Source organism: Methylophilus glucosoxydans (assembly GCF_042676145.1).
GTDB classification, from domain to species: domain Bacteria; phylum Pseudomonadota; class Gammaproteobacteria; order Burkholderiales; family Methylophilaceae; genus Methylophilus; species Methylophilus glucosoxydans.
In genome coordinates this window covers 322495-345465 of the sequence record NZ_JBHTJW010000001.1, presented here as the reverse complement: position 1 = coordinate 345465, position 22971 = coordinate 322495, and the positions used below count along the sequence as shown (strand labels likewise).

The 22971-nt window shown below is 53.5% G+C and carries 20 protein-coding genes; 9 read left to right on the top strand and 11 right to left on the bottom strand.

The window, feature by feature from the left end; translation table 11 throughout:
- The first annotated feature begins 156 nt into the window (after positions 1–156).
- The 4 genes from ACFQ1T_RS01655 (at position 157) to ACFQ1T_RS01640 (ending at position 6112) form a co-directional block, all read left to right on the top strand.
- A complete protein-coding gene (locus tag ACFQ1T_RS01655; protein ID WP_379073507.1) occupies positions 157–594 on the top strand; it encodes a hypothetical protein in 438 nt (145 codons plus the stop codon).
- Positions 595–657: 63 nt separating this feature from the next.
- The gene (locus ACFQ1T_RS01650) at positions 658–1950 is read left to right on the top strand and encodes a TolC family protein (protein WP_379073506.1); all 1293 of its coding nucleotides are present in this window, start codon (positions 658–660) and stop codon (positions 1948–1950) included.
- Complete coding sequence (locus tag ACFQ1T_RS01645; protein ID WP_379073505.1) at positions 1947–3035, top strand: efflux RND transporter periplasmic adaptor subunit; 1089 nt, start codon at positions 1947–1949, stop codon at positions 3033–3035. The genes ACFQ1T_RS01650 and ACFQ1T_RS01645 overlap by 4 nt, the downstream gene beginning before the upstream one ends.
- A gap of 2 nt (positions 3036–3037) precedes the next feature.
- Positions 3038–6112, top strand: a complete 3075-nt coding sequence (locus ACFQ1T_RS01640; RefSeq protein WP_379073504.1) for an efflux RND transporter permease subunit — start codon at positions 3038–3040, stop codon at positions 6110–6112.
- A 497-nt stretch (positions 6113–6609) separates the two neighbouring features.
- Here ACFQ1T_RS01640 and lnt read toward each other — a convergent pair whose 3' ends face one another.
- From lnt to phoB, 6 genes are all read right to left on the bottom strand, one after another.
- Positions 6610–8079, bottom strand: coding sequence for an apolipoprotein N-acyltransferase (lnt, locus tag ACFQ1T_RS01635; RefSeq protein WP_379073768.1), 1470 nt, complete (start codon positions 8077–8079; stop codon positions 6610–6612).
- Positions 8079–8930, bottom strand: a complete 852-nt coding sequence (locus tag ACFQ1T_RS01630; RefSeq protein WP_379073503.1) for a ChbG/HpnK family deacetylase — start codon at positions 8928–8930, stop codon at positions 8079–8081. Before ACFQ1T_RS01630 ends, lnt begins: the two co-directional genes overlap by 1 nt.
- Positions 8927–9313 carry a GtrA family protein gene (locus tag ACFQ1T_RS01625; protein ID WP_275356639.1) on the bottom strand — a complete coding sequence of 129 codons (387 nt, stop codon included), beginning with the start codon at positions 9311–9313 and terminating at the stop codon, positions 8927–8929. Before ACFQ1T_RS01625 ends, ACFQ1T_RS01630 begins: the two co-directional genes overlap by 4 nt.
- 7 nt (positions 9314–9320) lie before the next feature.
- Positions 9321–10298 (bottom strand): glycosyltransferase family 2 protein, encoded by a 978-nt coding sequence (locus ACFQ1T_RS01620; protein WP_338656521.1) that lies wholly within the window; start codon positions 10296–10298, stop codon positions 9321–9323.
- Between the two features lie 45 nt (positions 10299–10343).
- Positions 10344–11972 carry an ArnT family glycosyltransferase gene (locus tag ACFQ1T_RS01615; RefSeq protein ID WP_379073502.1) on the bottom strand — a complete coding sequence of 543 codons (1629 nt, stop codon included), beginning with the start codon at positions 11970–11972 and terminating at the stop codon, positions 10344–10346.
- A gap of 112 nt (positions 11973–12084) precedes the next feature.
- Positions 12085–12792 carry a phosphate regulon transcriptional regulator PhoB gene (gene phoB / locus ACFQ1T_RS01610; RefSeq protein ID WP_194749295.1) on the bottom strand — a complete coding sequence of 236 codons (708 nt, stop codon included), beginning with the start codon at positions 12790–12792 and terminating at the stop codon, positions 12085–12087.
- 156 nt (positions 12793–12948) lie between these two features.
- Here phoB and ACFQ1T_RS01605 point away from each other — a divergent pair, with 156 nt between their 5' ends.
- The 3 genes from ACFQ1T_RS01605 to nusB are packed head-to-tail and all read left to right on the top strand — an operon-like array spanning position 12949 to position 15599.
- Positions 12949–14622 carry an OFA family MFS transporter gene (locus ACFQ1T_RS01605; RefSeq protein WP_379073501.1) on the top strand — a complete coding sequence of 558 codons (1674 nt, stop codon included), beginning with the start codon at positions 12949–12951 and terminating at the stop codon, positions 14620–14622.
- Positions 14623–14682: 60 nt separating this feature from the next.
- Positions 14683–15132, top strand: a complete 450-nt coding sequence (gene ribH / locus ACFQ1T_RS01600; protein ID WP_194749293.1) for a 6,7-dimethyl-8-ribityllumazine synthase — start codon at positions 14683–14685, stop codon at positions 15130–15132.
- On the top strand, positions 15129–15599 hold the full coding sequence (nusB, locus tag ACFQ1T_RS01595) for a transcription antitermination factor NusB (RefSeq protein ID WP_379073500.1): 471 nt from the start codon (positions 15129–15131) through the stop codon (positions 15597–15599). The genes ribH and nusB overlap by 4 nt, the downstream gene beginning before the upstream one ends.
- A gap of 106 nt (positions 15600–15705) precedes the next feature.
- Here the strand turns inward: nusB and ACFQ1T_RS01590 are convergent, their stop codons facing one another.
- The 5 genes from ACFQ1T_RS01590 to ACFQ1T_RS01570 form a co-directional block, all read right to left on the bottom strand.
- Positions 15706–16446 carry a UDP-2,3-diacylglucosamine diphosphatase gene (locus tag ACFQ1T_RS01590; RefSeq protein WP_379073499.1) on the bottom strand — a complete coding sequence of 247 codons (741 nt, stop codon included), beginning with the start codon at positions 16444–16446 and terminating at the stop codon, positions 15706–15708.
- Between the two features lie 3 nt (positions 16447–16449).
- Positions 16450–16944 (bottom strand): peptidylprolyl isomerase, encoded by a 495-nt coding sequence (locus ACFQ1T_RS01585; protein ID WP_379073498.1) that lies wholly within the window; start codon positions 16942–16944, stop codon positions 16450–16452.
- 44 nt (positions 16945–16988) lie between these two features.
- Positions 16989–17552, bottom strand: coding sequence for a peptidylprolyl isomerase (locus ACFQ1T_RS01580; protein WP_275356634.1), 564 nt, complete (start codon positions 17550–17552; stop codon positions 16989–16991).
- Positions 17552–18799, bottom strand: coding sequence for a L,D-transpeptidase family protein (locus ACFQ1T_RS01575; RefSeq protein ID WP_313985977.1), 1248 nt, complete (start codon positions 18797–18799; stop codon positions 17552–17554). Before ACFQ1T_RS01575 ends, ACFQ1T_RS01580 begins: the two co-directional genes overlap by 1 nt.
- A gap of 120 nt (positions 18800–18919) precedes the next feature.
- Positions 18920–20077, bottom strand: coding sequence for a nuclear transport factor 2 family protein (locus ACFQ1T_RS01570; RefSeq protein ID WP_379073497.1), 1158 nt, complete (start codon positions 20075–20077; stop codon positions 18920–18922).
- A gap of 266 nt (positions 20078–20343) precedes the next feature.
- Between ACFQ1T_RS01570 and cysS the strand changes: the two genes are divergently transcribed.
- Both cysS and argJ read left to right on the top strand, forming a co-directional pair.
- The gene (cysS, locus tag ACFQ1T_RS01565) at positions 20344–21705 is read left to right on the top strand and encodes a cysteine--tRNA ligase (RefSeq protein ID WP_379073496.1); all 1362 of its coding nucleotides are present in this window, start codon (positions 20344–20346) and stop codon (positions 21703–21705) included.
- A gap of 37 nt (positions 21706–21742) precedes the next feature.
- On the top strand, positions 21743–22969 hold the full coding sequence (gene argJ / locus ACFQ1T_RS01560) for a bifunctional glutamate N-acetyltransferase/amino-acid acetyltransferase ArgJ (protein ID WP_379073495.1): 1227 nt from the start codon (positions 21743–21745) through the stop codon (positions 22967–22969).
- The last annotated feature ends 2 nt before the right edge of the window (positions 22970–22971 follow it).

Below are 22971 nucleotides of genomic sequence, written 5' to 3'. Positions count from 1 at the left end.
TAAATGTAAAACCAATATTTTACCTGATTCAGCCCGGGTAAAGAAATTGCATTCAGGCCATGCCCAGCTACCTGGCAGCCCCATTTGAAGAGTTGAATGCTTTTTTTACGGCTTTTTGCGATTGTGGCATTCACTGAATTTTGTTAGATTGAGAAGATGAGCACTTATCGCACATGGGTACTGTTGTTGACGCTATGGTTTGCCTTGCTGCAAACCGTCGCGCCGCTCATGCACGCCCATGCTGCTGGCGATACCGCGGCGGATGACGGTCCGCACATGCACATGGTAGATATCCCCGCCCTGCATACTCAGGCCGAAGCTTCCAAGCACCCTTTTCACTGGCATGTACACTCCAACAAATCGCACGGTCAAATCATCGGCTTAGGCCAAGCCATCAGCGAAAGCAATCCGCTGTCATCACTGATAGATGCCTATGCCAGCTTTTGGCTGCCCGCCGCCATTTTGCCCGCACTACTGTTGCTGGCAATCGCGCTGCAACGATCTGAAAAACCTTTTGAGCGACACCGTCAGGAACGCGCTCCGTCCAGTCTCACTCTCGCCTGCCACGCCCCACGCGCACCGCCTTACGCCTGAATAAATACGCGTAGCACCGGTTGGCATTAGCCATCCGTTTGCCTGTTTTATTCAGGAGCCTCTATGTTTCATTTAATAAGGGGAGTCAACCGCTCCCTGCTGATCGCCTGGCTTGCCGCCTGCGGCGTCTGGCTTGCGCAACCAGCGCTGGCCGAGAAATTGCCCGCCAGTGTCGCCCAGCATCCTACCGAGCACGAAGATATCGTGGCGCTGAATGCACGCCTGTCACTGCACGAGGTTTTGCAGCAGGTGGTGGCCATTCACCCGCAACAAGCCTTGCTGGCCGCGCATCAGCAAATGGTCAACGCACGCAAAATCATGGCAAAAAGCTGGTTACCCCTGGCACCTAGCGTGGGTTTCTCTCATCAAAACGATGCCTGGCAGAGTGATCGCGATGAGCGCGAATGGCAAGCACAAATGCAAATCCCGATCTGGCTACCGGGGCAACGCGAAGCGCGTAGCCAGGTGGCCAGTTTGGCCGATAACAGCCTGTCACAGGACCAGGCCAGCCTGCAACAGCTGGCGGCAGACTTGTTGCGCAATGCGGTTTGGGAGATTGCCATGCGCCGTAACGAGTTGCGTCTGGCAGAAAGCAGACGCGAGACCTTGCGCAGCATTGCCGAGGATGTGCAAAAACGCTTTCGGGCGGGAGAAGTGGCCAGACTCGAGGTGATGCAAACCAGCCAGGAAACCTTGCAGGCTGAGCGCTTGTGGATCACGGCACAGGCAGAACTCATGCATGCGCAATTCCGCTACCAGCAGTTGACCGGTCTGAATGAAATGCCAGCCCGCCTCGAAGAATCCCTCTCCAGCCGTGAAGGCTATACAGAATCCCCGTTTTGGCTGGCAGCCCAAGCAAAAGTCAAGCTGGCAGAAGGGCAGCGTGACCTGACCATGATAGAGCAGCGACAAAACCCGACGCTCACGGTGAACACGCGCACTATGCAAGGAGGGTTTGATAGCAAGTTCAATAGCAGCATGGGGCTTTATGTCAACATCCCGCTGCAAAGCGAAGTGCAGCGTGCGCCCCTGATTGCCAATGCAGAACAAAATATCGGCGATGCACGCATGCAACTGGAAACGCTGCGCCGCCAGCTCGAAAACAGCCTGCACGAGGCTGAGCACAACCTGCATGTCAGCCGCCAGGAGCTCGCCGTCATCGAGCAACAACAAGCCATCGCCAGTGAAAATTTTGCGCTGGCACGCAAAGCCTATCGGCTGGGCGAGCTTGACCTCAACCAATTATTACGCCTGCAACTGCTGGCTTTTGAAGCTGAACGCAGTTTGAGCAGCCAGCAACTTCAAGTGCAATGGAATATCGCCAAATACAATCAGGCCGTAGGAGTCCTCCCATGAAAAAAATACTGTTATTCACGCTCGCGGCTTGCCTGTCCTTGAACACCCTGGCGGCCACACGCTTGCCACTGACCGCGTCACAACTGCAGCAAATGCAGGTGCAATGGGGGCCGTTGAAAGCCCAGCAAACCGGTCTTTCTGCCAGCTATCCCGCAGAAGTCGTCTTGCCACCCACGCAAACACGCGTGGTCACCGCGCCACAAGCCGGCCTGATTACCAAACTGAATGTCAGTGTCGGCGATAGTGTGAAACAAGGCCAGGTCATCGGCCAGCTCAGCAGCCCAGACCTGATCGCCTTACAAAGCAATTATCTGCAAGCAGAAACCCAGGCCAGACTGCATGAGCAAGCCCTCAAACGTGACCAGGAATTATTCAAGGACGGCATTATTGCCCAGCGCCGGATGCAGGAAACCCAAAGCGCATATGAAACCAGCCAGGCGCTCATGCATGAGCGGCAACAAACCCTCAAGCTGTCTGGCCTGAGCGAAACGCAAATCCATCAGCTGGCGCAAAAACGCAGCATGCAAAACGGCATGGTCATTATTGCGCCTATCAGCGGCCAAATCATGGATCAGCAGCAATCCGTAGGCGCACGCGTGGACATGGCCATGCCGATTTTCACGATCATGAATCCCAAGCCGTTATGGCTGATGATGCAGCTGCCGATTGTGCAGGCCAGCACACTGACGCCTGGCACAGCCGTCAAATTGCCCAAGTTGGGGCTGAGCGCCAAAGTTGAAACCGTGTTGCGCAAGCTCAACAAAAACAACCAAACAACGCAAGTCCGTGCCGTCATTAGCGAAGGCGCCGAGCAACTGTCTATCGGGCAAATCGTAGATGTGGCGCTGGTTGAGCATACGACACAACACAGTTTTGCCGTCCCGAGAACGGCGGTAGCCCGCCAGGGCGAGCAGGCGCTGATTTTTGTGCAACAAGCCAACGGCGTGACCGTCATGCCCGTCAACATTCTGCTGGAAGAAGACCAACAGCTGATTATCAAAGCTGATTTAACCGGCAATGAGCGTATCGCCACGCATGGCGTAGCCGCCTTAAAAGGCTATTGGCTGGGCATGGGGGGAGAATAAGCATGTTGAACTGGCTTATTGAAACCTCGCTCAAGCAGCGACTACTGGTGTGCGTGTTTGCGATCGGCCTGCTGTTCGCAGGCTGGACCGCTTATCAGACCATTGCCATTGACGCCTTCCCGGATGTCTCTTCGACGCAAGTCAAAATTATCATCAAATCACCGGGCATGACGCCTGAAGAAGTTGAGACGCGAATTACCGCACCGATTGAAGTCGAGATGCTGGGCATCCCCAAACAAACCAGTTTACGCGCGGTGGCGAAATATGCCCTGACCGACATCACCATCGACTTTGAAGACGGCACCGATATCTACTGGGCGCGACAGCAAGTCACCGAGCGGCTCAACAATGCCTGGCCCAACTTGCCCGCCGAGATTTCTGGCGGCATCGCCCCCATGACCACCCCGCTTGGTGAGATGTTCATGTTCACCATAGAGTCGGACACGCTCAGCCTGCAGGAAAAGCGCTCGCTCCTGGACTGGGTGATTCGTCCACGTTTGCGCACCGTGCCTGGCGTGGCCGATGTCAATGCCCTGGGCGGACTGGTGCGCAGCTTTGAAATCGTGCCGGATAACACCAAGCTGCAGGCACGTGGCGTCGCCTTGAGCGAACTGCAACAAGCCATCAGCGAAAACAACCGCAACGATGGAGCAGGCCGCCTCAAGGATGGCGAAGAGTCTTTACTGGTACGTGCTGAAGGCGCCTTCAAGACGCTGGATGATGTGCGCCATACCGTGCTCAAAGGTCACCAGGGCAGCCCCATACGCATCGCGGATGTTGCCGAAGTCCGCATCGGGGAATTGACCCGTTACGGTGCCGTCAGCCGTAACGGTAAAGGTGAAGCGGTGGAAGGCCTGGTGTTGGGCTTGAGGGGCGCGAACGCCAGACAAGTGGTGGAAGGCGTACGTGCCAAACTGGATGAAATCGCCCCCACCCTCCCCAAGGGCGTCAATATTCATGTGTTTTATGACCGTGGTAATCTGGTCGAACACGCGGTACACACGGTGAACAAGGCGCTGATGGAAGCGGTAGTGCTGGTGCTGATTTTACTGGTACTGTTTTTAGGAAACCTGCGTGCAGCGCTCACCGTTGCCTGCGCCTTGCCCCTGGCCATGCTCGCCACCTTTTGGCTCATGCAGCAATATGGCATGTCAGCCAATCTCATGTCATTGGGGGGCCTTGCCATCGCCATTGGCATGTTGGTCGACTCTGCCGTGGTGGTGGTCGAAAACATCGTCGAACATCTGGCGCACAAGCAAGCCTCACCCACCACAGATAAACTCGGCATCATTCTCGCGGCCATGCGCGAGGTCAGTGTGCCTGTCAGTGCCGGTATGATCATCATCATGACCGTATTTCTCCCCTTACTCAGTCTGCAAGGGTTGGAAGGCAAGCTGTTTGCGCCGGTGGCGCTGAGCATTATTTTCGCTCTAGGTTCATCGTTGTTGCTATCGCTCACCATTATTCCGGTACTGGCCTCGTTCCTCATCCGCGACCAGGCCAACGAAGAGCCATGGTTGATCCGGCACCTCAATCACTGGTATGCCAGCGCACTGAACACGGCCATGCAACATAAGCGCCCTGTGCTTTTAGCCGCGGTTATCCTGCTGGTGCTCACCGGCGCCGTCTATCCGCTGATCGGCAAAACCTTTATGCCCACCATGGATGAAGGCGACATCATCATCGGCACCGAAAAACTGCCCTCTATCTCGCTGCAACAAAGCATCGCAACAGATAACCATCTGCAACAAACCCTGCTACAACAAGTGCCAGAACTCGAAGGCGTTTACTCCAGGGCGGGCGCTGATGAACTGGGCCTGGACCCGATGGGCGTGAATCAGACCGATAATTTTCTGGTGCTCAAACCGCGTGACCAATGGCAAGTGCCAGACAAAGCCACGCTGATCGAAAAGCTACGCCAGGTCATGCACAGCATTCCAGGCCTGGATTACAACTTCACGCAACCGATCGAAATGCGCGTAAACGAAATGATCCTCGGTGTGCGTGGTGATTTGGCGCTCAAAATCTTTGGGACAGACCTCAACGTACTTGACCAGAAAGCGCAGCAAATCATCAAAGTGCTTGAATCCATCCCGGGCAATCAGGATGTCTATACCCCGCAAAACAGTGGCGTGCAATATTTGCAAATCAAGATAGACCGCGTCGCCGCCGGCCGACTCGGCCTTAGCGTGGCGGACATCAACACCCTGCTGCAAAGCCAGCTCGAAGGCAAATTGCTGGGTATCGTGCTGGAAGGCAACCGCCGCACCCCGATCTTGCTGCGCGGCAGCCAGATCGTGCGCGAATCCGCCGCCGACTTCAGCCAGCTCATGCTGGCGCTGCCACAAGGCGATACCGTCCCCCTTTCCAGCGTCGCCCACGTCGTGCGCGAAGAAGGCCCGGTCAAGATAGACCGCGAACGCGGCAACCGCATGGTCGTCGTCACCGCCAATGTCAAAGGGCGCGATCTGGTCAGCTTTGTAGAAGAAGCCAAGCAAAAAGTGGCACAGCAAGTAACGCTACCCGAAGGCTACTGGCTGAAATGGGGCGGCCAGTTTGAAAACCAGCAACGTGCCGCCGCACGGCTTAGCATCGTCATCCCGATTGCGGTCACACTGATTGCCCTGCTGCTGTTCATGACCTTCGGCTCCCTGCCCAAAGCCCTGCTCATACTCGCCAACATCCCATTTGCCATGATCGGTGGCGTATTCGCACTGTGGCTGTCAGGTGAATACCTGTCTGTCCCAGCCTCGGTCGGCTTTATCGCGCTGCTAGGGATCGCCGTACTAAATGGCGTCGTCATGGTCAGTCACTTCCAACACCTGGCCGAACAAGGGATGGCCGCCAGCCTCATCGCCTACGAAGGCGCCAAACGCCGCCTGCGGCCAGTACTCATGACCGCCAGCATCACCGCCTTTGGCTTGATTCCCTTATTGTTTGCCACCGGACCAGGCGCTGAGATTCAACGGCCATTAGCCATTGTGGTGATTGGTGGCCTCATCACAGCGACCTTTTTGACATTGTTTGTCTTGCCGATTTTGTATCAGCACTTTTTTGGTAGGGAAAAGAGGGGTTAAATGAGCAAGCAATTCTTCTTCGCCTTGATGTTTGGCTGACTAGTCAGGCAATCTTTTCGCCTTTAGACCAGTGACTTCCCTCCAGAAAGTCACCTCGTCCAGCACCGTGTTGCGGCATAGGCTGAGCTTCAGGTGAAGCCGTATTGGCAGCTCTAGCCAAGATGAGTTTCGCGAACGCTTAGCCTCAGTCCGGCAAAGCAATGGACGAAATCCCTAAGCCGAGCACCGCAGGGAATCAGTGGAAGCTGGGGTGCACTTTCTTTTGCTGACTTGTTCTTTGAGCAAGCAAAGAAAAATCACTCGCCGAGTGGCGAAATAGAACATCACAGATTACAAGCAACTATCCGCGTGGGCATCCATGCCCACCCTACTACTCTATCAATCAACCATGATGTGGACACAGAATGCCCTAAGAATCGCCTACCAAATCCACGCAGACCTAGCTGCACTCACGACAAGACTGGTCTACTTCAATCCGCAAACGCAAGCAGCAAGAATTACCTTCTTACCCTAGTCCAGATCAATCCTGCCACACTCAAGACCAAAAACGCCCAATTCCCCCACCAAACATAAGGCGTCTGTCCTTGGTAGCTCTGCGCTTCGCCCGTCAAAATCACCGCCTCATCATGCGGTGCATGCTGCAATACCTGGCCATTTTTATCGATGATGGCGGTCGCGCCCGTATTGGTGCTACGCAACACCATCCGCCCGGTTTCAATGGCGCGCACCTGGCTGAATTGCATATGCTGGTCGGCCGCAAACGATTGTCCGTACCAGGCATCGTTGCTGATATTGACCAAGAGCTCGGCTTGCGGCAGTTGCTGGGCAATTTCTTCCCCAAACACGTCTTCATAGCAAATATTGACACCGACTTTTTGCCCGGCAATCAGCAATGGCTGTTTCGATGTGCCGCGGGATAAATCGCTGAGCGGCATATGCAGCCAGTCTCGGTAGATCCAGCCGAACAGGCTTTTAAGCGGAATAAATTCGCCAAAAGGCACCAGGTGGCTTTTGGAGTATGACTGTGTGGGAGAGCTGCCCAGGCTGATGGCGCTATTAAAGTACTGGTCTTGTTTGGACTCAACAACGCCCACCAAGAGGTCGCCTTTTTGCTGTACTGCGTGCTGTTTGAGAGCATCGAGATAGCTGGGCGCAAGTTGGTCAAGCAACACTGGCAAGGCGGTTTCGGGCAGCACCATCAGTTGGGCTCGTGTTTGCTGCACCATGTCGAAATACTGACGCAGGGTCTGTTCCGCGTGCTCAGGCGACCATTTGATGGTTTGGCTAATGTTGCCTTGCAGCAAGGCGACCGAGACAGGTTTTCCCGTAGGCTGCGTCCACGGCACCAGTGTCAGCAGGCTGCCGCCTAGCCACAATAGCGCGAGCATGATGAAAGCAGGTTTACGCTGCGGCGTGATCAGCAGGCAAGCAAGACTGGCAGCCCCCAGCATGAGCAAGGCAGAGACGCCATAGATGCCAACGACAGGCAGAAAACCGCTGAGCGGGCTATCTGGGGCCTGACTGTAGCCCAGAGTCAACCAGGGGAACCCGGTAAAAATCCAGCTACGCACCCAGTCTGACAAAGCCCATAGCAGTGGCGCAGACCATAGCAGATGACCGACTTTCTTTGCCAGGTAACCCGCGATGGCCGGGAACAGTGCCATGAAGGCGCACAGGCAAAAGGTACAAAAACCGGCAAACCACCAGGGCATGCCGCCAAAGGTATGCAGGCTGATATAAATCCAGTAGATACCAACACCGTATAAGCCCAAGCCAAACGCCAGGCCCAGCCTGAACACTTGCGCGGGCGTGGCCGCCTGCTGCCAAATTACCAGCAACGCTGCCAGCGTCAGCCAAGGTAGCCAAAACAGGTTAAACGGCGCAAAACCAAACACCGTTAACGCGCCTAACAGGCATGAAAGAGCGGCTTGCTGCATCCACGAGGCCTGATTAAGCCAAGCATTCATTACGCGCATGGCAGGCCTTTCGGGTGGCCTTTGACCGGCTGTAAATCTGCCATCTTAAGCCAGGCTGAAAAATCGGCGGACTGCATGACTTGCCACTCGATCATGCGCGCAATGGCGATGGGGTCCAAGGGATCCACCGTCTGTGTTGGCCGGGCAGGATGGCACATGAGCACAGGTGGCAATTCGTTTTGCCTGACAGGCGCCAGTTGCTTGAGTTGTCTGGCCCATTCTATCCAGTGTGCCTGATAGGCGGCAGCATCGCCCTGAAAATCATAGACGCCTAATAAGACTGGCGAGACCCGGAAACCAGCCGCACTTGCCTGTCGCTGCAAGGCTTGTGCGCCTAGCCAATGAATAATGCGCGCCTTGAGACCGGTTGCTGCTGGCGGGCTGGAAATACGCAACCAGGGACGTTGATCCACGGGCAGATGGCCATAGCGTTGTTGCATGAGTGTGATCAACGATTCGCGGATGACTGGCAACTGGTGCACATGCAAGTGACCATCAATATAATCAGGCGGCGTGTGCAAGGCCGCTTCAAAGGCATCCAGTTGCTGTGTGATATTCGCCGTCACATCTGCAGGGTTGAGCATGCCGCACAGGCTGCGCATGATCAGGACGGGATGTGCAAAGCGTGAGGTGTGCGCGTACTGCGTGAAATCAAGATGCAAGCCGATGTCTGCCAAATTGCGGATGGCTGGCGTGACATGCCGGGCACTCTCTGACCAACGCGGACTCAGGGTCATGCAAGAGGTGGCGGTCAATACGCCGCGCTCGATCAAGGCCAGGATGGCGTCATCAATCGCGGCGGACTGCGCATAATCATCTGCACAAATAATCAGCTGCGTCATGCTTGGCCCTCATGGTGTTGAAACGCCCAAAAGCGGCTGAGCAGCCAGGTGCTTGCCGCGACCATCACCATCACGCAGCCGAGCACCAGCCAGAAGGGCAGCGGCGTATAGTTTAGCCCTAGCCATAACAGGGCCTGATTGCCAAAGAACCCCAATAAGGCCACCGCAAAAAACTTGCAGAATGCCGCCAGATGATTGGCTTGTGTGCCGCGAAAAGACCATAGCCGATGACCGAGGTAACTGACCGGGAATGCGCATAAAAAGCCGATCCAATTCGCCTGTGCCGGTGACAGGCCCCAGGCATGTGCCAGTAGCGCCATGACATAATGGACGGCGGCCGCGAAGGCACCAACACTGACAAACCCGAGTACCGAGGCACGCATGGGACGCTTAGCGGGAATCCGCTGATGGCGCAGGCGTGACGACTTCTGCCACAATGTAGGGTGGCCGCCCTTTGACCTCATCATAAACACGCGCCAGATATTCGCCAAGCACGCCGATAAACAACAACTGTACGCCGGACAGGAACATCATGCTGGCAACGACGGTGGGCCATCCAGGAACAGACTCATGAAAAAATAGCGCATCAATGACCACCAGCAGACCATAGGCAAAAGCAAGGATGGCCAGGGTGGCACCAGTCAGGCTGGCCAGACGTAAAGGCAACACCGAGAAACTGGTAATGCCAGTCCAGGCCAAGGCAATCAGCTTGAGTTTTGAATAAGCACTTTCACCATGCAACCGCGGCAATGGGGTGTACGGAATGCCGATCGACTTGTAGCCAACCCAGGCATAGATACCTTTCATGAAGCGGTTGCGTTCTGGCAGTGCACACAGCGCATCGACCACTTTACGGTCCATCAGGCGGAAATCACCGGCGTCGCGTGGAATTTCCACATGGGTGCTGCTACTCATCATGCGATAAAACAGCCGAGATCCCCAGAGTTTGAAAGGCGATTCCTGCTCGCGGTCCTGACGCACGGCATAGACCATGTCATATCCTTCCCGCCACTTTTCCAGCATGGTGTACATCAGATCTGAAGCGTGCTGACCATCGGCATCCATACAAATGACGATCTCACCCTTGGCATAAGTCAGGCCAGCGCTGATGGCGTTTTCCTTGCCAAAGTTGCGGGAGAACTTGACCAGGGTCACACGACACTCTTCCACCAGCGACTGCACCACGAGAGAGGTCTGATCACGGCTACCGTCATCCACCACGACAATGTCCCAGTTGGGCGACATTTGCTGCAAATCTTGCCGGATATTTTGCAAGGTTTTTGCAATATTTTTTTCTTCGTTGTAAGCAGGCACCATCACCGTCATATGCGGCTGGGCAGATTGGCGATGGCTAACAGCAGTGGTCATGGCGTCATACTCAAAAATAACTGGGACTATTGTAGCGGATTGCGGTTAGTTTTTGGCTGGCGTCGCTTTGCGATCCGCCCCTTGCAAGTGACGACGGTCCTTGACTACCGCCAGCCACATGCCTTCGCGCTGGATGCCACTGATGAGTTTGCCTTGCATGACCTCGTGGCAATGCATATTGGTGGTGGAGAGGAAAAAATCTGCTTCCTCCCAGCGACGGGTGACACTAAAACGGCCATCCAGATAGGGCTCGATTTGTGGCGTATCCACACAGGCAGCCACCCAATAAGGCTGGGCGCGCGCGGGCAAATGCAGGGCCGTGAGTTGGGCCGCAGCCGCCCGCAAGGCGCTGGACCAGTAATCGCCCTCCCACTTGAACTGTGCTTGTACCTGATCGCCGACCAGACGATTCAACCTGACGTATTGATACGGATGCATTTGCACAATATCCACCAGCGTTACCAGCATGAGTCCGGCGATAACACCCGCCCACAGAGCCTGCGCGTGATAATGCAAGGACGATGTGCACTGCACGCAGGCCTGCCAAACCGCGCGCACAGACCAGGCAGACAAGATGGCCAGCAAGGGCAAGATAAAGGTAAAGTGTCGGACACCATTGTACAAAGCTGGACGGTCATCCATGACAAAGACCAGCGGAAACAGGATGCCCATCAACAGCGTATACATAGCCATGCGTGTTGCGTTGTCGGCCAGGCGCAGTGACCGTCTATTCACCAGCCACAGCACGGCGACCCCGGCAAACGCCAATAGCGCTGCCTCAGGCAACTTCACCGCCAGATACTGGAACAAATAGCTGCGTGGAACTTCGCTGATGTTATACACCACCCCGTTGGCGATGGTTTGCATATTAAAGTCAAAGTGGGAGAACGACTTGGCCGCCTCCAGCATGTTGTCTGCCTCGATCACGCTCCAAGGCCAGCACATGGCCATAAACACAAACGCCAGCACTGCCGCAGGCAGCAACACCCATACCATGCGCAACAGGCGCGAAAATATCGGCGTGTGCAGTTGCCTGTGATCGAGCCAGGCCCGCAGCATGACCAGCAAAACCAGGTAAATCACGGCAAAGGCGCCGCCCACGCGCAAGCCAAGCGCACCGCCGACCGCAAAGCCAAGCAGGACAATGACTCTGCCACTCACCAGTTCCATGTCGCGCACCACCAAGGCGGTGGCATACAGCGCCCACAGCATGCAGGTCGCAAACGGAACATCTTTGGTATGGGTAAACATGGTGCCTGACCACGACACCGTCAAAAACAACATGGTCATTGCCAACAGTGCCAGACGGGGGCCGCCTAGCAACCGGCCAAATTGCGAGACACCATAAAAACCAAGCAAGCCAAACAAGGCCGAGAGCAGGTGTCGGATATCCCAGATCATGACCGGGATATAGGGGTCGAGTGCGGCCGCGATAATATCGAACAGGCCGCCATAGAGATATAGATTACGGTAATGAAAAGCGTCCTGGTCTTTGAATCCCGACTGATACCAGTCAAGCAGCATTTGGCCATAGGTATGCTGCACATACTCATCATTGCTGATGCCATGCTGACGGAAGGTCAACGCCACCCATGCGACCAGTACAAGCCAAAACAGCCGGATCAACCAGCGGTAAAGTGACTCATTCAAGGAAGCATTTGCAGCAGCGTTCATGGGCCTTGCCATTAAAAAAATGAAACAGGCGCAAGCGTATCACGACACCCTGCCGGATGGTAGAGCAAGACCCATGGTCTTGCTCGTATTTTGTCAAATTAAGGAAGAATGCTTATTGCGTACCAGGATCGGTATGCACGGAGAAACGGTAGCCTGAACCGCGGACAGTCTGAATCATTTCCTGATGATTGGAGGCCACCAGTGCGTTGCGTAAACGACGGATATGCACATCCACGGTACGGTCTTCAACAAAGACACGGTCACCCCACACCTTGTCCAGCAGTTGCGTACGGCTATGCACACGCTCCGGATTGGTCATGAAGAAATGCAGCAGTTTGAATTCGGTAGGGCCCAGTGGAATATGGACATTATGACCAGTCACACGATGGGTAGTCGGGTCTAGATGCAAGCCGGCAATTTCAATCGGATCATCTGTCATCTGCGGCGCACGTCTGCGCAACACGGCCTTGATGCGTGCATTTAATTCACGCGGGCTGAATGGCTTGGTCACATAATCATCCGCACCCACTTCTAGACCACGCACCTTGTCAAACTCATCGCCGCGGGCAGTGAGCATGATAATCGGCACTTCTTTGGTCATGCTGTCAGATTTAAGCCTGCGCGCAAACTCGATCCCGCTCATGCCAGGCAACATCCAGTCCAGTAAAATCAGGTCTGGCATCGTTTCGCGTAACAACATTTGTGCATGTTCAACGCTGGTGGCACGGATAGCATGATGCCCCGCCTGTTTGATATTCAACGCCAGCAATTCCTGGATCGCCGGTTCGTCTTCTACCACCAAAATATTCGCTGCAGCCATGACACTCCCTTCGAGCAATATTGAGATCAAACTACTTAATTGAATGCTCGCCAGTTTATGAATGAATTATGACATTTTAATGACAACATCACATAAATTTAATCAAGACTGTTATTGCCTTTTGGGGCAAATTGTAACAATATGTAACAGACGTAAATGAGGGGCTTTATCTTGATTAATCTTTCCAAAGAACACATTACAGCCGGCAATCAGTTTAATCGCTGGCTGGTACCGCCAGCCGCATTGGCAGTACATCTTTCAATAGGCATGGCCTATGGCTTTAGCGTGTTCTGGAAACCGTTAGGCAATGCATTGACCGGACCAGACGGCAAACCTGTTGCCGCCTGTGCTGCAGGCGCATCCACTTTCGCCGACAAATTGGCCGGCACCGCAAAAGCATTGACCGCCACCGACTGTAACTGGACCCAGTTTGATCTGGGCTGGATGTATACCTTATTTTTTGTCTTACTTGGCTGCTCGGCGGCCATTTGGGGCGGCTGGCTGGAACGGGCAGGACCACGTAAAGCCGGCCTGGTAGCCATGCTTTGCTGGTGCGGTGGTTTACTGATTTCGGCGCTGGGCATACACCAGCATCAACTCTGGATGATGTGGCTGGGTAGCGGCGTCATCGGCGGCATCGGCTTGGGGCTAGGCTACATCTCACCCGTTTCCACCCTGATTAAATGGTTCCCAGATCGGCGCGGCATGGCGACCGGCCTGGCGATTATGGGCTTTGGCGGGGGCGCCATGATAGGCTCACCTCTGGCGACTAAGCTGATGGCGATGTTTGCCACACCGACAGACCCTGGTGTCTGGCAAACGTTTGTGGTGCTGGCGCTGATTTACGCGGTATTCATGACTTGTGGTTCGCTGGGTTACCGTGTCCCCGCCGCCAACTGGAAACCTGCTGGCTGGACGCCACCCGATGTACAACACAACCGACTGGTAGCCACCCGGCATGTACACTTGAAAAATGCCCATAAAACGCCACAGTTCTGGCTGTTATGGCTGATTTTGTGCATGAATGTGTCCGCAGCCATCGGTATTATTGGCGCAGCAGCGCCGATGTTACAAGAGACCTTTGGTGGCGTATTGATAGGCCAGCCACAACTGGGCTTTGCCGAGATCAAGGCAGACGAAGCATTAACCGCCACAGCAGCCGCGGTTGGCGCAGGCTTTGTCGGTCTCATTTCGCTGTTCAATATTTTTGGCCGTATCGGCTGGGCCACCTCTTCCGATAAATTGGGGCGCAGAACCACTTACTTTATCTTTTTTGTGCTGGGTATCATGATGTATGTCTGCGGCACCTATGCCGCCAACCATCATCAGCTAGCCTTGTTCCTACTGGTGTTTTGTGTGATCGCCTCCATGTACGGCGGCGGCTTTGCGACCATTCCCGCCTACCTGGCAGACCTGTTTGGCACGCAGTTTGTTGGTGCGATTCATGGCCGCCTGTTAACCGCCTGGTCTACCGCAGGGATTTTGGGGCCCGTCATCGTCAACTACATGCACGATGTGAGGCTGGAGGCTCATGTTCCGTATGCAGACATTTATGCGCCGATATTCATGACGCTGGCGGCTTTGCTTGGGGTGGGCTTCACGGCCAATTTGCTAGTCCGGCCAGTGGCAGACAAATACTTCATGTCCGACAGCGAACTGGCGGCTGAACAGCAAAGCGGCAAAAAACCGGCAGACAACGCAGTCAGCCTTGTTAACGCGGATACACCAACACCTGCCATACTGGTAAAACTGGCCTGGCTGGCAGTACTGATCCCCATCAGTTACGGCATCTGGATGACCGTACAAAAAGCCTGGTCATTGTTCGCATAATCCGTAAAGCAGCCGTTTGGGTTAAAATAGCACTTTTATGTGTTAATCCACGGACTCAAAGTGAACAAAATTGCCCAAAATCTGGACGGTACCGGTAAAAAAATCGGTATCGTTCTTTCCCGTTTTAACGACAATATCGGTGCAGGTTTGCTTAACGCCTGCGAACAAGAACTGCTCAAACTGGGCGTCGCTGCTGAAGATATTACGCTTGCCAGTGTCCCTGGTGCGCTCGAAACGCCCCTGATTCTGCAGCACATGGCGCTGTCAGAAAACTTCGATGCCCTGATTGCCCTAGGCGCTATCATCCGCGGCGAGACCTACCACTTTGAAGTGGTGTCCAACGAGTCCGCGCGCGGCATTTCCGAAGTGCAGCGTGACACTGGCGTGCCCGTCGCCAACGCCATCCTGACCACCGAAAACGACGAACAAGCCGAAGCACGCATGGCCATCAAAGGCGCTGAAGCTGCACAAGTGGCGATTGAAATGGCCAATCTGGTGAATGCACTATGAGTGCTGATCAGGCAGCACCCAGCAAAAGCAAAGGCAGTAAAAACCGCCGAAAATCGCGTGAGCTGGCGCTCAAGGCCCTGTACCGCAACCGTATGAATGCGGGCGATGTCAAACAACTGCGCCTGGACAGTTTGGATGACCCGGACTATTTCAAAGCGGATGAAGCGTATTTCAAACAACTGCTGACCGGGGTACTCGAGCAGACCGAGCAAATCGACGCCATGATCGGCCAGTTTATTGACCGTCAACTCGAAGAACTGAGTCCAATCGAACATGCCATTTTGCGTATTTCAGGCTATGAACTGATGTTTGATGTCAGCATCCCCTACCGGGTCGCGATCAACGAAGGCGTGGAGCTCGCCAAATCTTATGGCGGCATAGACGGCCATAAATACATCAATGGCGTCTTGGACAAAGTTGCAGCACAGGTCCGTCCACATGAGTTTGGTCAACAGCTCAGAAAGTAACCCCTCGACGATTCCGCCTGGATCTGACATAAAAAAACAGCGCTTGTAAGCGCTGTTTTTTTATGCTCGGCTAAGTGAGCAAGTCGCGTCCAATGAACAGTCAGGACTAAAGTGACAAGGTCACCAACTGCATGGCAGCAGCATCCAAACGCGCCACCACAGCGGTATCGTGCCAATCCCCCAACACCCAACGCTCACAGGCATGCTGATCGACCAGCAAAGGATGTATCGCTGGCCGGTGTGTATGGCCATGCAGCAACACATCCGGATAGTGATTATCGCGGATCAACTGGTTGACCGCCTCACCATTCACATCCATGATCTGCATGCTTTGGCTGGCTTTGTTTTGCGCACTCTGGCTACGCGCTTGTTGGGCAAAGGCAATACGTGCTGCCAACGGCTGCGACAGAAAAGCGTGTTGCCAGGCCGGACTGCGCACCTGCTGACGAAATTGCTGATAAGCCACATCGTCCGTGCATAGCGCATCCCCATGACTCAACAGAAGACTTTTGCCTGCCATCTGCAAGCGTGCAGGGTCTTGGAGTAAAGTGACGCCACAGGCCTCAGCAAAGGCCTCACCGATTAAGAAGTCACGGTTACCGTGCATGAAATAAAGCTGAACACCTTGTGCCGACAAAGCCCTAAGCGCCTGGACGACAGGCAAAAATGCTCTGCCATACTCGGCGTCTTGCAGCAGGTCATCACCCACCCAGACCTCAAAAAAATCACCGAGAATATACAATGCGCTGGCCTGACTGACCTCGGTGTCTAGCCAACGCAAAAAAGCCTGCGTTACCGCAGGCCTTTGCGCACTCAAGTGCAGATCAGAAATGATCCAGGTGGTCATGCCCTAGGCAACCACAACTGCTTTTTCAATCACCACAGGTTCAACCGGCACATCCTGATGACCAGCGCGGCTAGCTGTTTTTACTGCTGTGATTTTATCCACGACGTCCATGCCTTCGACCACTTTACCGAACACGCAGTAACCCCAACCTTGAGTGGTGGGTGCGCTAAAGTTGAGAAAATCGTTATCTTTCACGTTGATGAAAAACTGGGCAGACGCTGAGTCTGGCACCATGGTACGTGCCATGGCAATCGTATATTTGTCATTGCTGAGGCCATTATCGGCTTCATTTTTGATCGGCGCGTCAGTTGGTTTTTGCTTCATGTCGACATCAAAGCCACCGCCTTGAATCATGAAGTCTTTGATCACGCGATGAAAAATCACGCCATCATAAAAGCCTTTTTCTACATAGCTCAAAAAGTTAGCGACCGTGATCGGTGCTTTTTCTGCGTTGAGTTCTAGCGTGATATCGCCAAAGTTAGTCGTCAGTTTGACCAAAATATTCTCCGTTGATTAAAGGTTGCGACAATCAATAAGCTCAATTAATTGACTATCGTTGCACGTTTGATGATGACCGTACGATAGGGCACATCCGAAAAACCGCGCTGGTTACCTGTCGGTAAGTTGCTGATTTTGAATACCACATCCATGCCAGACACCACTTTGCCAAAGACACAGTAGCCGATACGGTCTGGTTCCGGGCTGGTGTAATCCAAAAACTGGTTATCTGCAACATTGATGAAAAACTGGGCGGTGGCCGAGTTAGGGTCTGGTGTACGGGCCATGGCAATCGTGCCAGTCTGGTTGATCAACCCATTAGCCGCCTCATTGACGACGGGCGCGCGGGTCGGTTTTTCGTTGAGGTCACGGTCAAAGCCTCCGCCCTGAATCATGAAACGGCCAATCACACGATGAAAAATGGTATTGCTGTAAAAACCGTCTTTCACATACTGCAAAAAGTTATCCACGGTTTTAGGTGCCTTGTCACGATAAACCTCTACCGTAAAATTACCCTGATTGGTTTCAAACATGACCTGCGTTGCTGCAATGGCCAGATTCACAGCCAACATCAAGCACACACCTACTAATTTTGACCACACACGCATTAAGCTGATCCTTCGTAAAGAATTTTCCATTCACCGTTTTCCTGCACCCAGTACTGCCGTTTTTTCATGACATTTCTGAGCGCAGCGCTAATATATTCCTGCTCAAAGTCTACGACCACCATATTGCGCTTGGCGTTCGGATAGGTGAACATGCTGACATCAGACAAATTGATATTGACCTTGGGCTTGGACGCTTGAATCTGGCGTTTGTAACTGGCCCATTTAGACAAATCACCATCAGAGTAAAAGAAGTCAGGCGTGTAGTGCGACAGATAAGCCTCTGTATTTTGCGCCATCCAGTCTTTACGCCAGCGCTCGATCGCCTGTTTGAGATCAGCCTTGGCACGATCTTGCTGGCGGGCCGATTCCGGTGTCACCCATTGAAAATCCACCCCGATTACCACGGGCGTATTGCCTGCTTGCAAAATACCTTGCAACGCTTGCATGTCAGGATTGGACAACACAACACAGCCATCACTGGCCCTTGGCGGACGGCTGTAGGTATCGCGTGGCGTGCCATGAATCCAGATCCCGGAGCCTGTTTTACGCTCGTAGCTATCTATTTCGTTCGGGTAGTTGAGCGGATAAGCCGCATCGCCATACAAATCTGGTAAGGGACGGTTCAGTTTGCGCGAGGCAAAATACACACCAATCGGTGTGCGTTTGTCGCCTTGGTCTTTTTTGCCGATGCCATTTTTTCCTATCGTGACATAATAGTCAGCCATGTACTTAAGCTCATTGTCATTGCCTTTTTCGTAGACATAGACACGGGAGCGTGCAGTATCGACAAACAGGACATGACTTTGCTTTTCAGACAACTCAACCAGCAGATTGGGTTGGGTCAAGCCACGATTGCGGTCAAAGTAATTACGGATCCGAATCTCGGCCTCTTCTTTGAAGTCCTGGATACGGCTGACGTCGGCGACATGCGCATCGCCAAAACCATGGAGGATTCTGGCTTTGGCGGATAAGAGATCGCCATGAATCAAGTGCGCCAGTGCAAAATTGGGAGAGATGGCGAGTAACTGATCGACATAATCCAGCGCCTGTTGCAAATGACCTTCTTTAATAGACTGCAAGGTCTGCACCAACATGCGCTCTACCGCATTGGTGTTTTTGCTTTGCATGAACAACCTGGCGGTTAACGCCTCATGGTTAACCGCAGTTGCATTCCAGGGCAAAAGCGCAGCGCTGACAAACGCAATACAACAGTACTTTCTCAACCGACTCATACCATGATTATACAATTGTTTCAGTAAAAACCCGTGTGCTCAGGCCCCAGGCGCCGCAGTGCGGCTTTGGTGTGACCTACCTCAAGAACACCAGCATGCATCATGCAAGAGGCCCCCAGAGGCAAGTGCGCCAATTTAAAACTTGCCTACACGCTCTTGCTGAATCAACCAGCGACCACCTTCTTTGACCATATTGAGTGTTTTGTTTGAGTTCGCATCCAGGCCGGTTGCTTTATAGGCCTGACGGAAGGTGACTTTTGCCTTGCTGTCGCCCTCCATCCTGACATTGATATTGCTCAACTTGACAGAAATTTTACTTGGCCGGCTCACGCGATCACGACGCGTGGATTCCCACTGTTTGCGCGGCTCACCTGCGGGTGTTTTAAAATCTTTGGCATAGCTGTTCAGATAGCGCTCTACATTTTGTGCCTCCCAAGCATCCGCCCAGGCGTTTACCGCATCCAACACTGCGCGCTCGAGTTGTGCCGACGATTTACTGTCGGCAGATTTAGACTCTGCTGGCTTGGACTCAGCAACCTTGGACTCGACAGATTTCGACTCAGCCGGCTTGATCTCCTGCGGTTTTACCTCAGTGACAACCGGTTTTTTAGTCTCTGTCACGGGAGAATTATTGGTCACAGGGGCGGTCGCAACCGGTGGCATCACCGCTGCCGGTGGATTCACAACCGCATTATTGGTGGGCGGCGTAGGCGATACGCTCGCGGCAGGTGGTACAGCTGTCGCCGGACGCGCTTGCGCACGTTTTCCGCCGAACAGATCCGTAATCATGGCCAGCTTATTCTGCGCACGGCTATTTGAAGTATCCAGCTTGAGCGCCTTGTCATAAGCCTCAGAGGCCAGCCGTGCATAAATATCGCCCAGATTCTCATGGGCCGTGGCATAACTTGGATGCGTTTTGATGGCAGACTCCAGCGCTTTTCTCGCTTTGTCATATTGCCCCTGATCCGCATACAACACGGCCAGGTTGTTATAAGGCTCAGGCAGGCTAGGATATTTGTCCGTCAACTCGGTAAAAGCCTTGATCGCTTCGTCCCGCTTGCCCAGCTCGACCAGAATCACGCCACGCATAAACATGGCTTCGGCATTTTTCGGGTTGGCTGCCAAATAGTTATTCACGCGATCCAGCGCTGCTGCCTGATTCCCCTGCTCAGAGAGCTGGTTGATTTCGCGCAACTCGACATTGGTTTGACCGGCCAGCACGGTATCGGAGAAGGCCGCCTGGCTTAAAAAGACGCCAAGCACGAGTAAATATTTTTTTAATGTTGCGTTCATGAGCTATTACCTGGGTAATCGTTGATTTTTATCAGTATGTTATACTCGGATTGTACTAGAGACAGTGCAAAATTAGGTGAATATGCAGACGAATTACACATCATTTTGTGTTTGGCGTCGCCTCAACCACAACAAGCTGATCAAGCAAGGGATTGTTTGTAGACTGTTTTAGGCAAAACATACAGCCTGCCTGCTTAACACCAATTAAACACCAGACTATTTCTGCTAATTTTATCACGCATCCATCCTTCTTCAATTTCATTCGCATGCTAAAACTTTACAACACCCTTACACGCAGCAAGCAAGATTTCAAGCCGATTCAGCCCAACCAGGTAAATATGTACGTCTGCGGCATGACCGTGTATGACTTTTGCCACTTGGGACATGCCCGCGTCATGGTGGTGTTTGACATGGTGGCGCGCTGGCTGCGCGCCACTGGCTATCAAGTGACATATGTACGCAATATCACCGATATTGACGACAAAATCATCAAGCGTGCCAACGAAAACAATGAAACCATCCAAAGTCTGACGCAGCGTTTTATTACCGCCATGGACGAGGACTCGGCCAAGCTTGGCATTTTGCGCCCTGACCTTGAACCACGCGCAACCGAACATGTGCAGGGCATGCTGGACATGATCAGCAAACTCATAGACAAAGGCTTTGCTTACCAGGCACAAAATGGTGATGTATTTTACAAAGTGCGCAGATTTAATGATTACGGCAAGCTCTCCGGCAAAAGCCTGGAAGACCTGCGTGCGGGTGAACGCGTTGAAGTCGATAGCTTTAAACAAGACCCGCTAGACTTTGTGTTGTGGAAGTCCGTCAAACCTGGCGAACCCTACTGGGAATCCCCCTGGGGCAATGGCCGTCCCGGCTGGCATATTGAATGCTCGGTCATGAGTGCCGCCCATCTCGGCCAGCACTTTGATATTCATGGTGGCGGGCAGGATCTGCAGTTCCCGCACCATGAAAATGAAATTGCCCAATCCGAAGCCACCCACGACTGCACCATGGCCAACTACTGGATGCACAATGGCTTTGTGCGGGTCGATGACGAAAAAATGTCCAAATCGCTGGGCAACTTTTTCACCATCCGTGAAGTGCTGGAAAAATATGACCCAGAGGTCGTACGTTTCTTTATTCTGCGCGCCCATTACCGCAGCCCGCTTAATTACTCTGACAAGCACCTAGATGATGCCAAGGCCTCGCTGACCCGCCTGTACACGGCCTTGCGAGGGATTAAGGTCGATGCATGTGAGATCGACTGGCAACAACCGCAAGCGGCCAAGTTCCAGGCAGCCATGAATGACGACTTCAACACCCCAGAGGCGATTGCCGCCTTGTTTGAACTTGCCAACGATCTCAATAAAGATAAATCTGCGACCACCGCCGCATTACTAAAACAATTGGCTGCGATTATCGGCTTGCTACAACGTGACCCGGAAAGCTTTATGCAAGGCGACACCGGTAGCACTAGCCTGGATATTGAAGGCATGATCAGTGCACGCATCGCCGCCAAAACAGCCAAGAACTATGCCGAGGCCGACCGGATTCGCAAAGCCCTGTCTGAAGCAGGCGTGATTCTGGAAGATACGCCTCAAGGCACCACCTGGCGTCGTGCCTGATTAAAAACAACTCATTAGCAATCACGAAGGAACTTGGATGCCCGTTAAACTGACTGCTCCCGCTGCCGGGACCCTACTGCCTGTCAAAGGCGTCAAACTTGGCTTTGCCCAGGCTCATATCCGCAAGCCCAACCGTAAAGACATTCTGGTAATGACCCTGCCTGAAGGCAGCAGCGTCTCAGGGGTGTTTACCCTGAACCGGTTTTGTGCGGCGCCAGTGACGGTGTGTAAAACGCATCTGACACTCAACAAAGGCATTCGCGCCCTGTTGGTGAATACCGGCTGTGCCAATGCAGGCACAGGCCAGCAAGGGCTGGATGATGCACTCGCCAGCTGCATCGGTGTGGCGCAGGCGCTCAATATCAGCCCGGAACAAGTGCTGCCGTTTTCGACTGGCGTGATTCTGGAGACGCTGCCGATGGACCGCTTGTTAGGTGGCATCCCGAATGCAGTCGCCAACTTACAGGAAGATAACTGGTTAAATGCCGCCGAAGCGATCATGACCACCGACATTGTGGCCAAGGGCACTTCCCGCCAACTGACCATAAACGGCAAGCCGATCACCATCACCGGCATCAGCAAGGGCTCTGGCATGATCCACCCCAACATGGCAACCATGCTCGGCTATATCGCGACCGATGCGGCCATCGCACAATCAGCGCTCGATAGCATCATTCAACATGCCGTCAACCAATCATTTAACTGCATCACCGTCGATGGCGATACCAGCACCAACGACAGCCTGATTCTGATGGCTACCGGCGAGGCTGGCAATGCCATGATCACAGAACAAAGCCCTGAGTTTGCGGCTTTGCAAACCGCCCTGACCGACGTTGCGATTGAACTGGCACAAGCGATTGTGCGTGATGGCGAAGGCGCCACTAAATTCATGACGATTCAGGTTGAAGCAGGCAAAGATGAAGCGGAATGCCGTAAAGTTGCTTATGCGATTGCCCACTCCCCGTTGATCAAAACAGCCTTTTTTGCCTCAGACCCTAATCTGGGCCGGATTCTGGCCGCCATCGGCTATGCGGGCATTGAAGACCTTGATGTCAACACCATGCAACTTTATCTGGGCGATGTTTTGGTTGCCGAAAAAGGCGGCCGTGCAGCCAGCTATGTCGAAGAACAAGGCGCGGCAGTCATGAAAGAAAGTGACATCCTGGTGCGTGTGGTATTGAATCGCGGCGCGGCGAATGCGACTGTATGGACCTGCGATTTTTCTTATGACTATGTAAAGATCAATGCCGACTATAGATCCTGATA

Excerpts from the sequence above, each read along its gene's own strand:
- ACFQ1T_RS01655 (WP_379073507.1), top strand. The coding sequence starts at position 157 with ATGAGCACTTATCGCACATGGGTACTGTTGTTGACGCTATGGTTTGCC.
- ACFQ1T_RS01650 (WP_379073506.1), top strand. The coding sequence starts at position 658 with ATGTTTCATTTAATAAGGGGAGTCAACCGCTCCCTGCTGATCGCCTGG.
- ACFQ1T_RS01645 (WP_379073505.1), top strand. The coding sequence starts at position 1,947 with ATGAAAAAAATACTGTTATTCACGCTCGCGGCTTGCCTGTCCTTGAAC.
- ACFQ1T_RS01640 (WP_379073504.1), top strand. The coding sequence starts at position 3,038 with ATGTTGAACTGGCTTATTGAAACCTCGCTCAAGCAGCGACTACTGGTG.
- lnt (WP_379073768.1), bottom strand. The coding sequence starts at position 8,079 with ATGAATGCTTGGCTTAATCAGGCCTCGTGGATGCAGCAAGCCGCTCTT.
- ACFQ1T_RS01630 (WP_379073503.1), bottom strand. The coding sequence starts at position 8,930 with ATGACGCAGCTGATTATTTGTGCAGATGATTATGCGCAGTCCGCCGCG.
- ACFQ1T_RS01625 (WP_275356639.1), bottom strand. The coding sequence starts at position 9,313 with ATGCGTGCCTCGGTACTCGGGTTTGTCAGTGTTGGTGCCTTCGCGGCC.
- ACFQ1T_RS01620 (WP_338656521.1), bottom strand. The coding sequence starts at position 10,298 with ATGACCACTGCTGTTAGCCATCGCCAATCTGCCCAGCCGCATATGACG.
- ACFQ1T_RS01615 (WP_379073502.1), bottom strand. The coding sequence starts at position 11,972 with ATGAACGCTGCTGCAAATGCTTCCTTGAATGAGTCACTTTACCGCTGG.
- phoB (WP_194749295.1), bottom strand. The coding sequence starts at position 12,792 with ATGGCTGCAGCGAATATTTTGGTGGTAGAAGACGAACCGGCGATCCAG.
- ACFQ1T_RS01605 (WP_379073501.1), top strand. The coding sequence starts at position 12,949 with ATGAGGGGCTTTATCTTGATTAATCTTTCCAAAGAACACATTACAGCC.
- nusB (WP_379073500.1), top strand. The coding sequence starts at position 15,129 with ATGAGTGCTGATCAGGCAGCACCCAGCAAAAGCAAAGGCAGTAAAAAC.
- ACFQ1T_RS01590 (WP_379073499.1), bottom strand. The coding sequence starts at position 16,446 with ATGACCACCTGGATCATTTCTGATCTGCACTTGAGTGCGCAAAGGCCT.
- ACFQ1T_RS01580 (WP_275356634.1), bottom strand. The coding sequence starts at position 17,552 with ATGCGTGTGTGGTCAAAATTAGTAGGTGTGTGCTTGATGTTGGCTGTG.
- ACFQ1T_RS01570 (WP_379073497.1), bottom strand. The coding sequence starts at position 20,077 with ATGAACGCAACATTAAAAAAATATTTACTCGTGCTTGGCGTCTTTTTA.
- cysS (WP_379073496.1), top strand. The coding sequence starts at position 20,344 with ATGCTAAAACTTTACAACACCCTTACACGCAGCAAGCAAGATTTCAAG.
- argJ (WP_379073495.1), top strand. The coding sequence starts at position 21,743 with ATGCCCGTTAAACTGACTGCTCCCGCTGCCGGGACCCTACTGCCTGTC.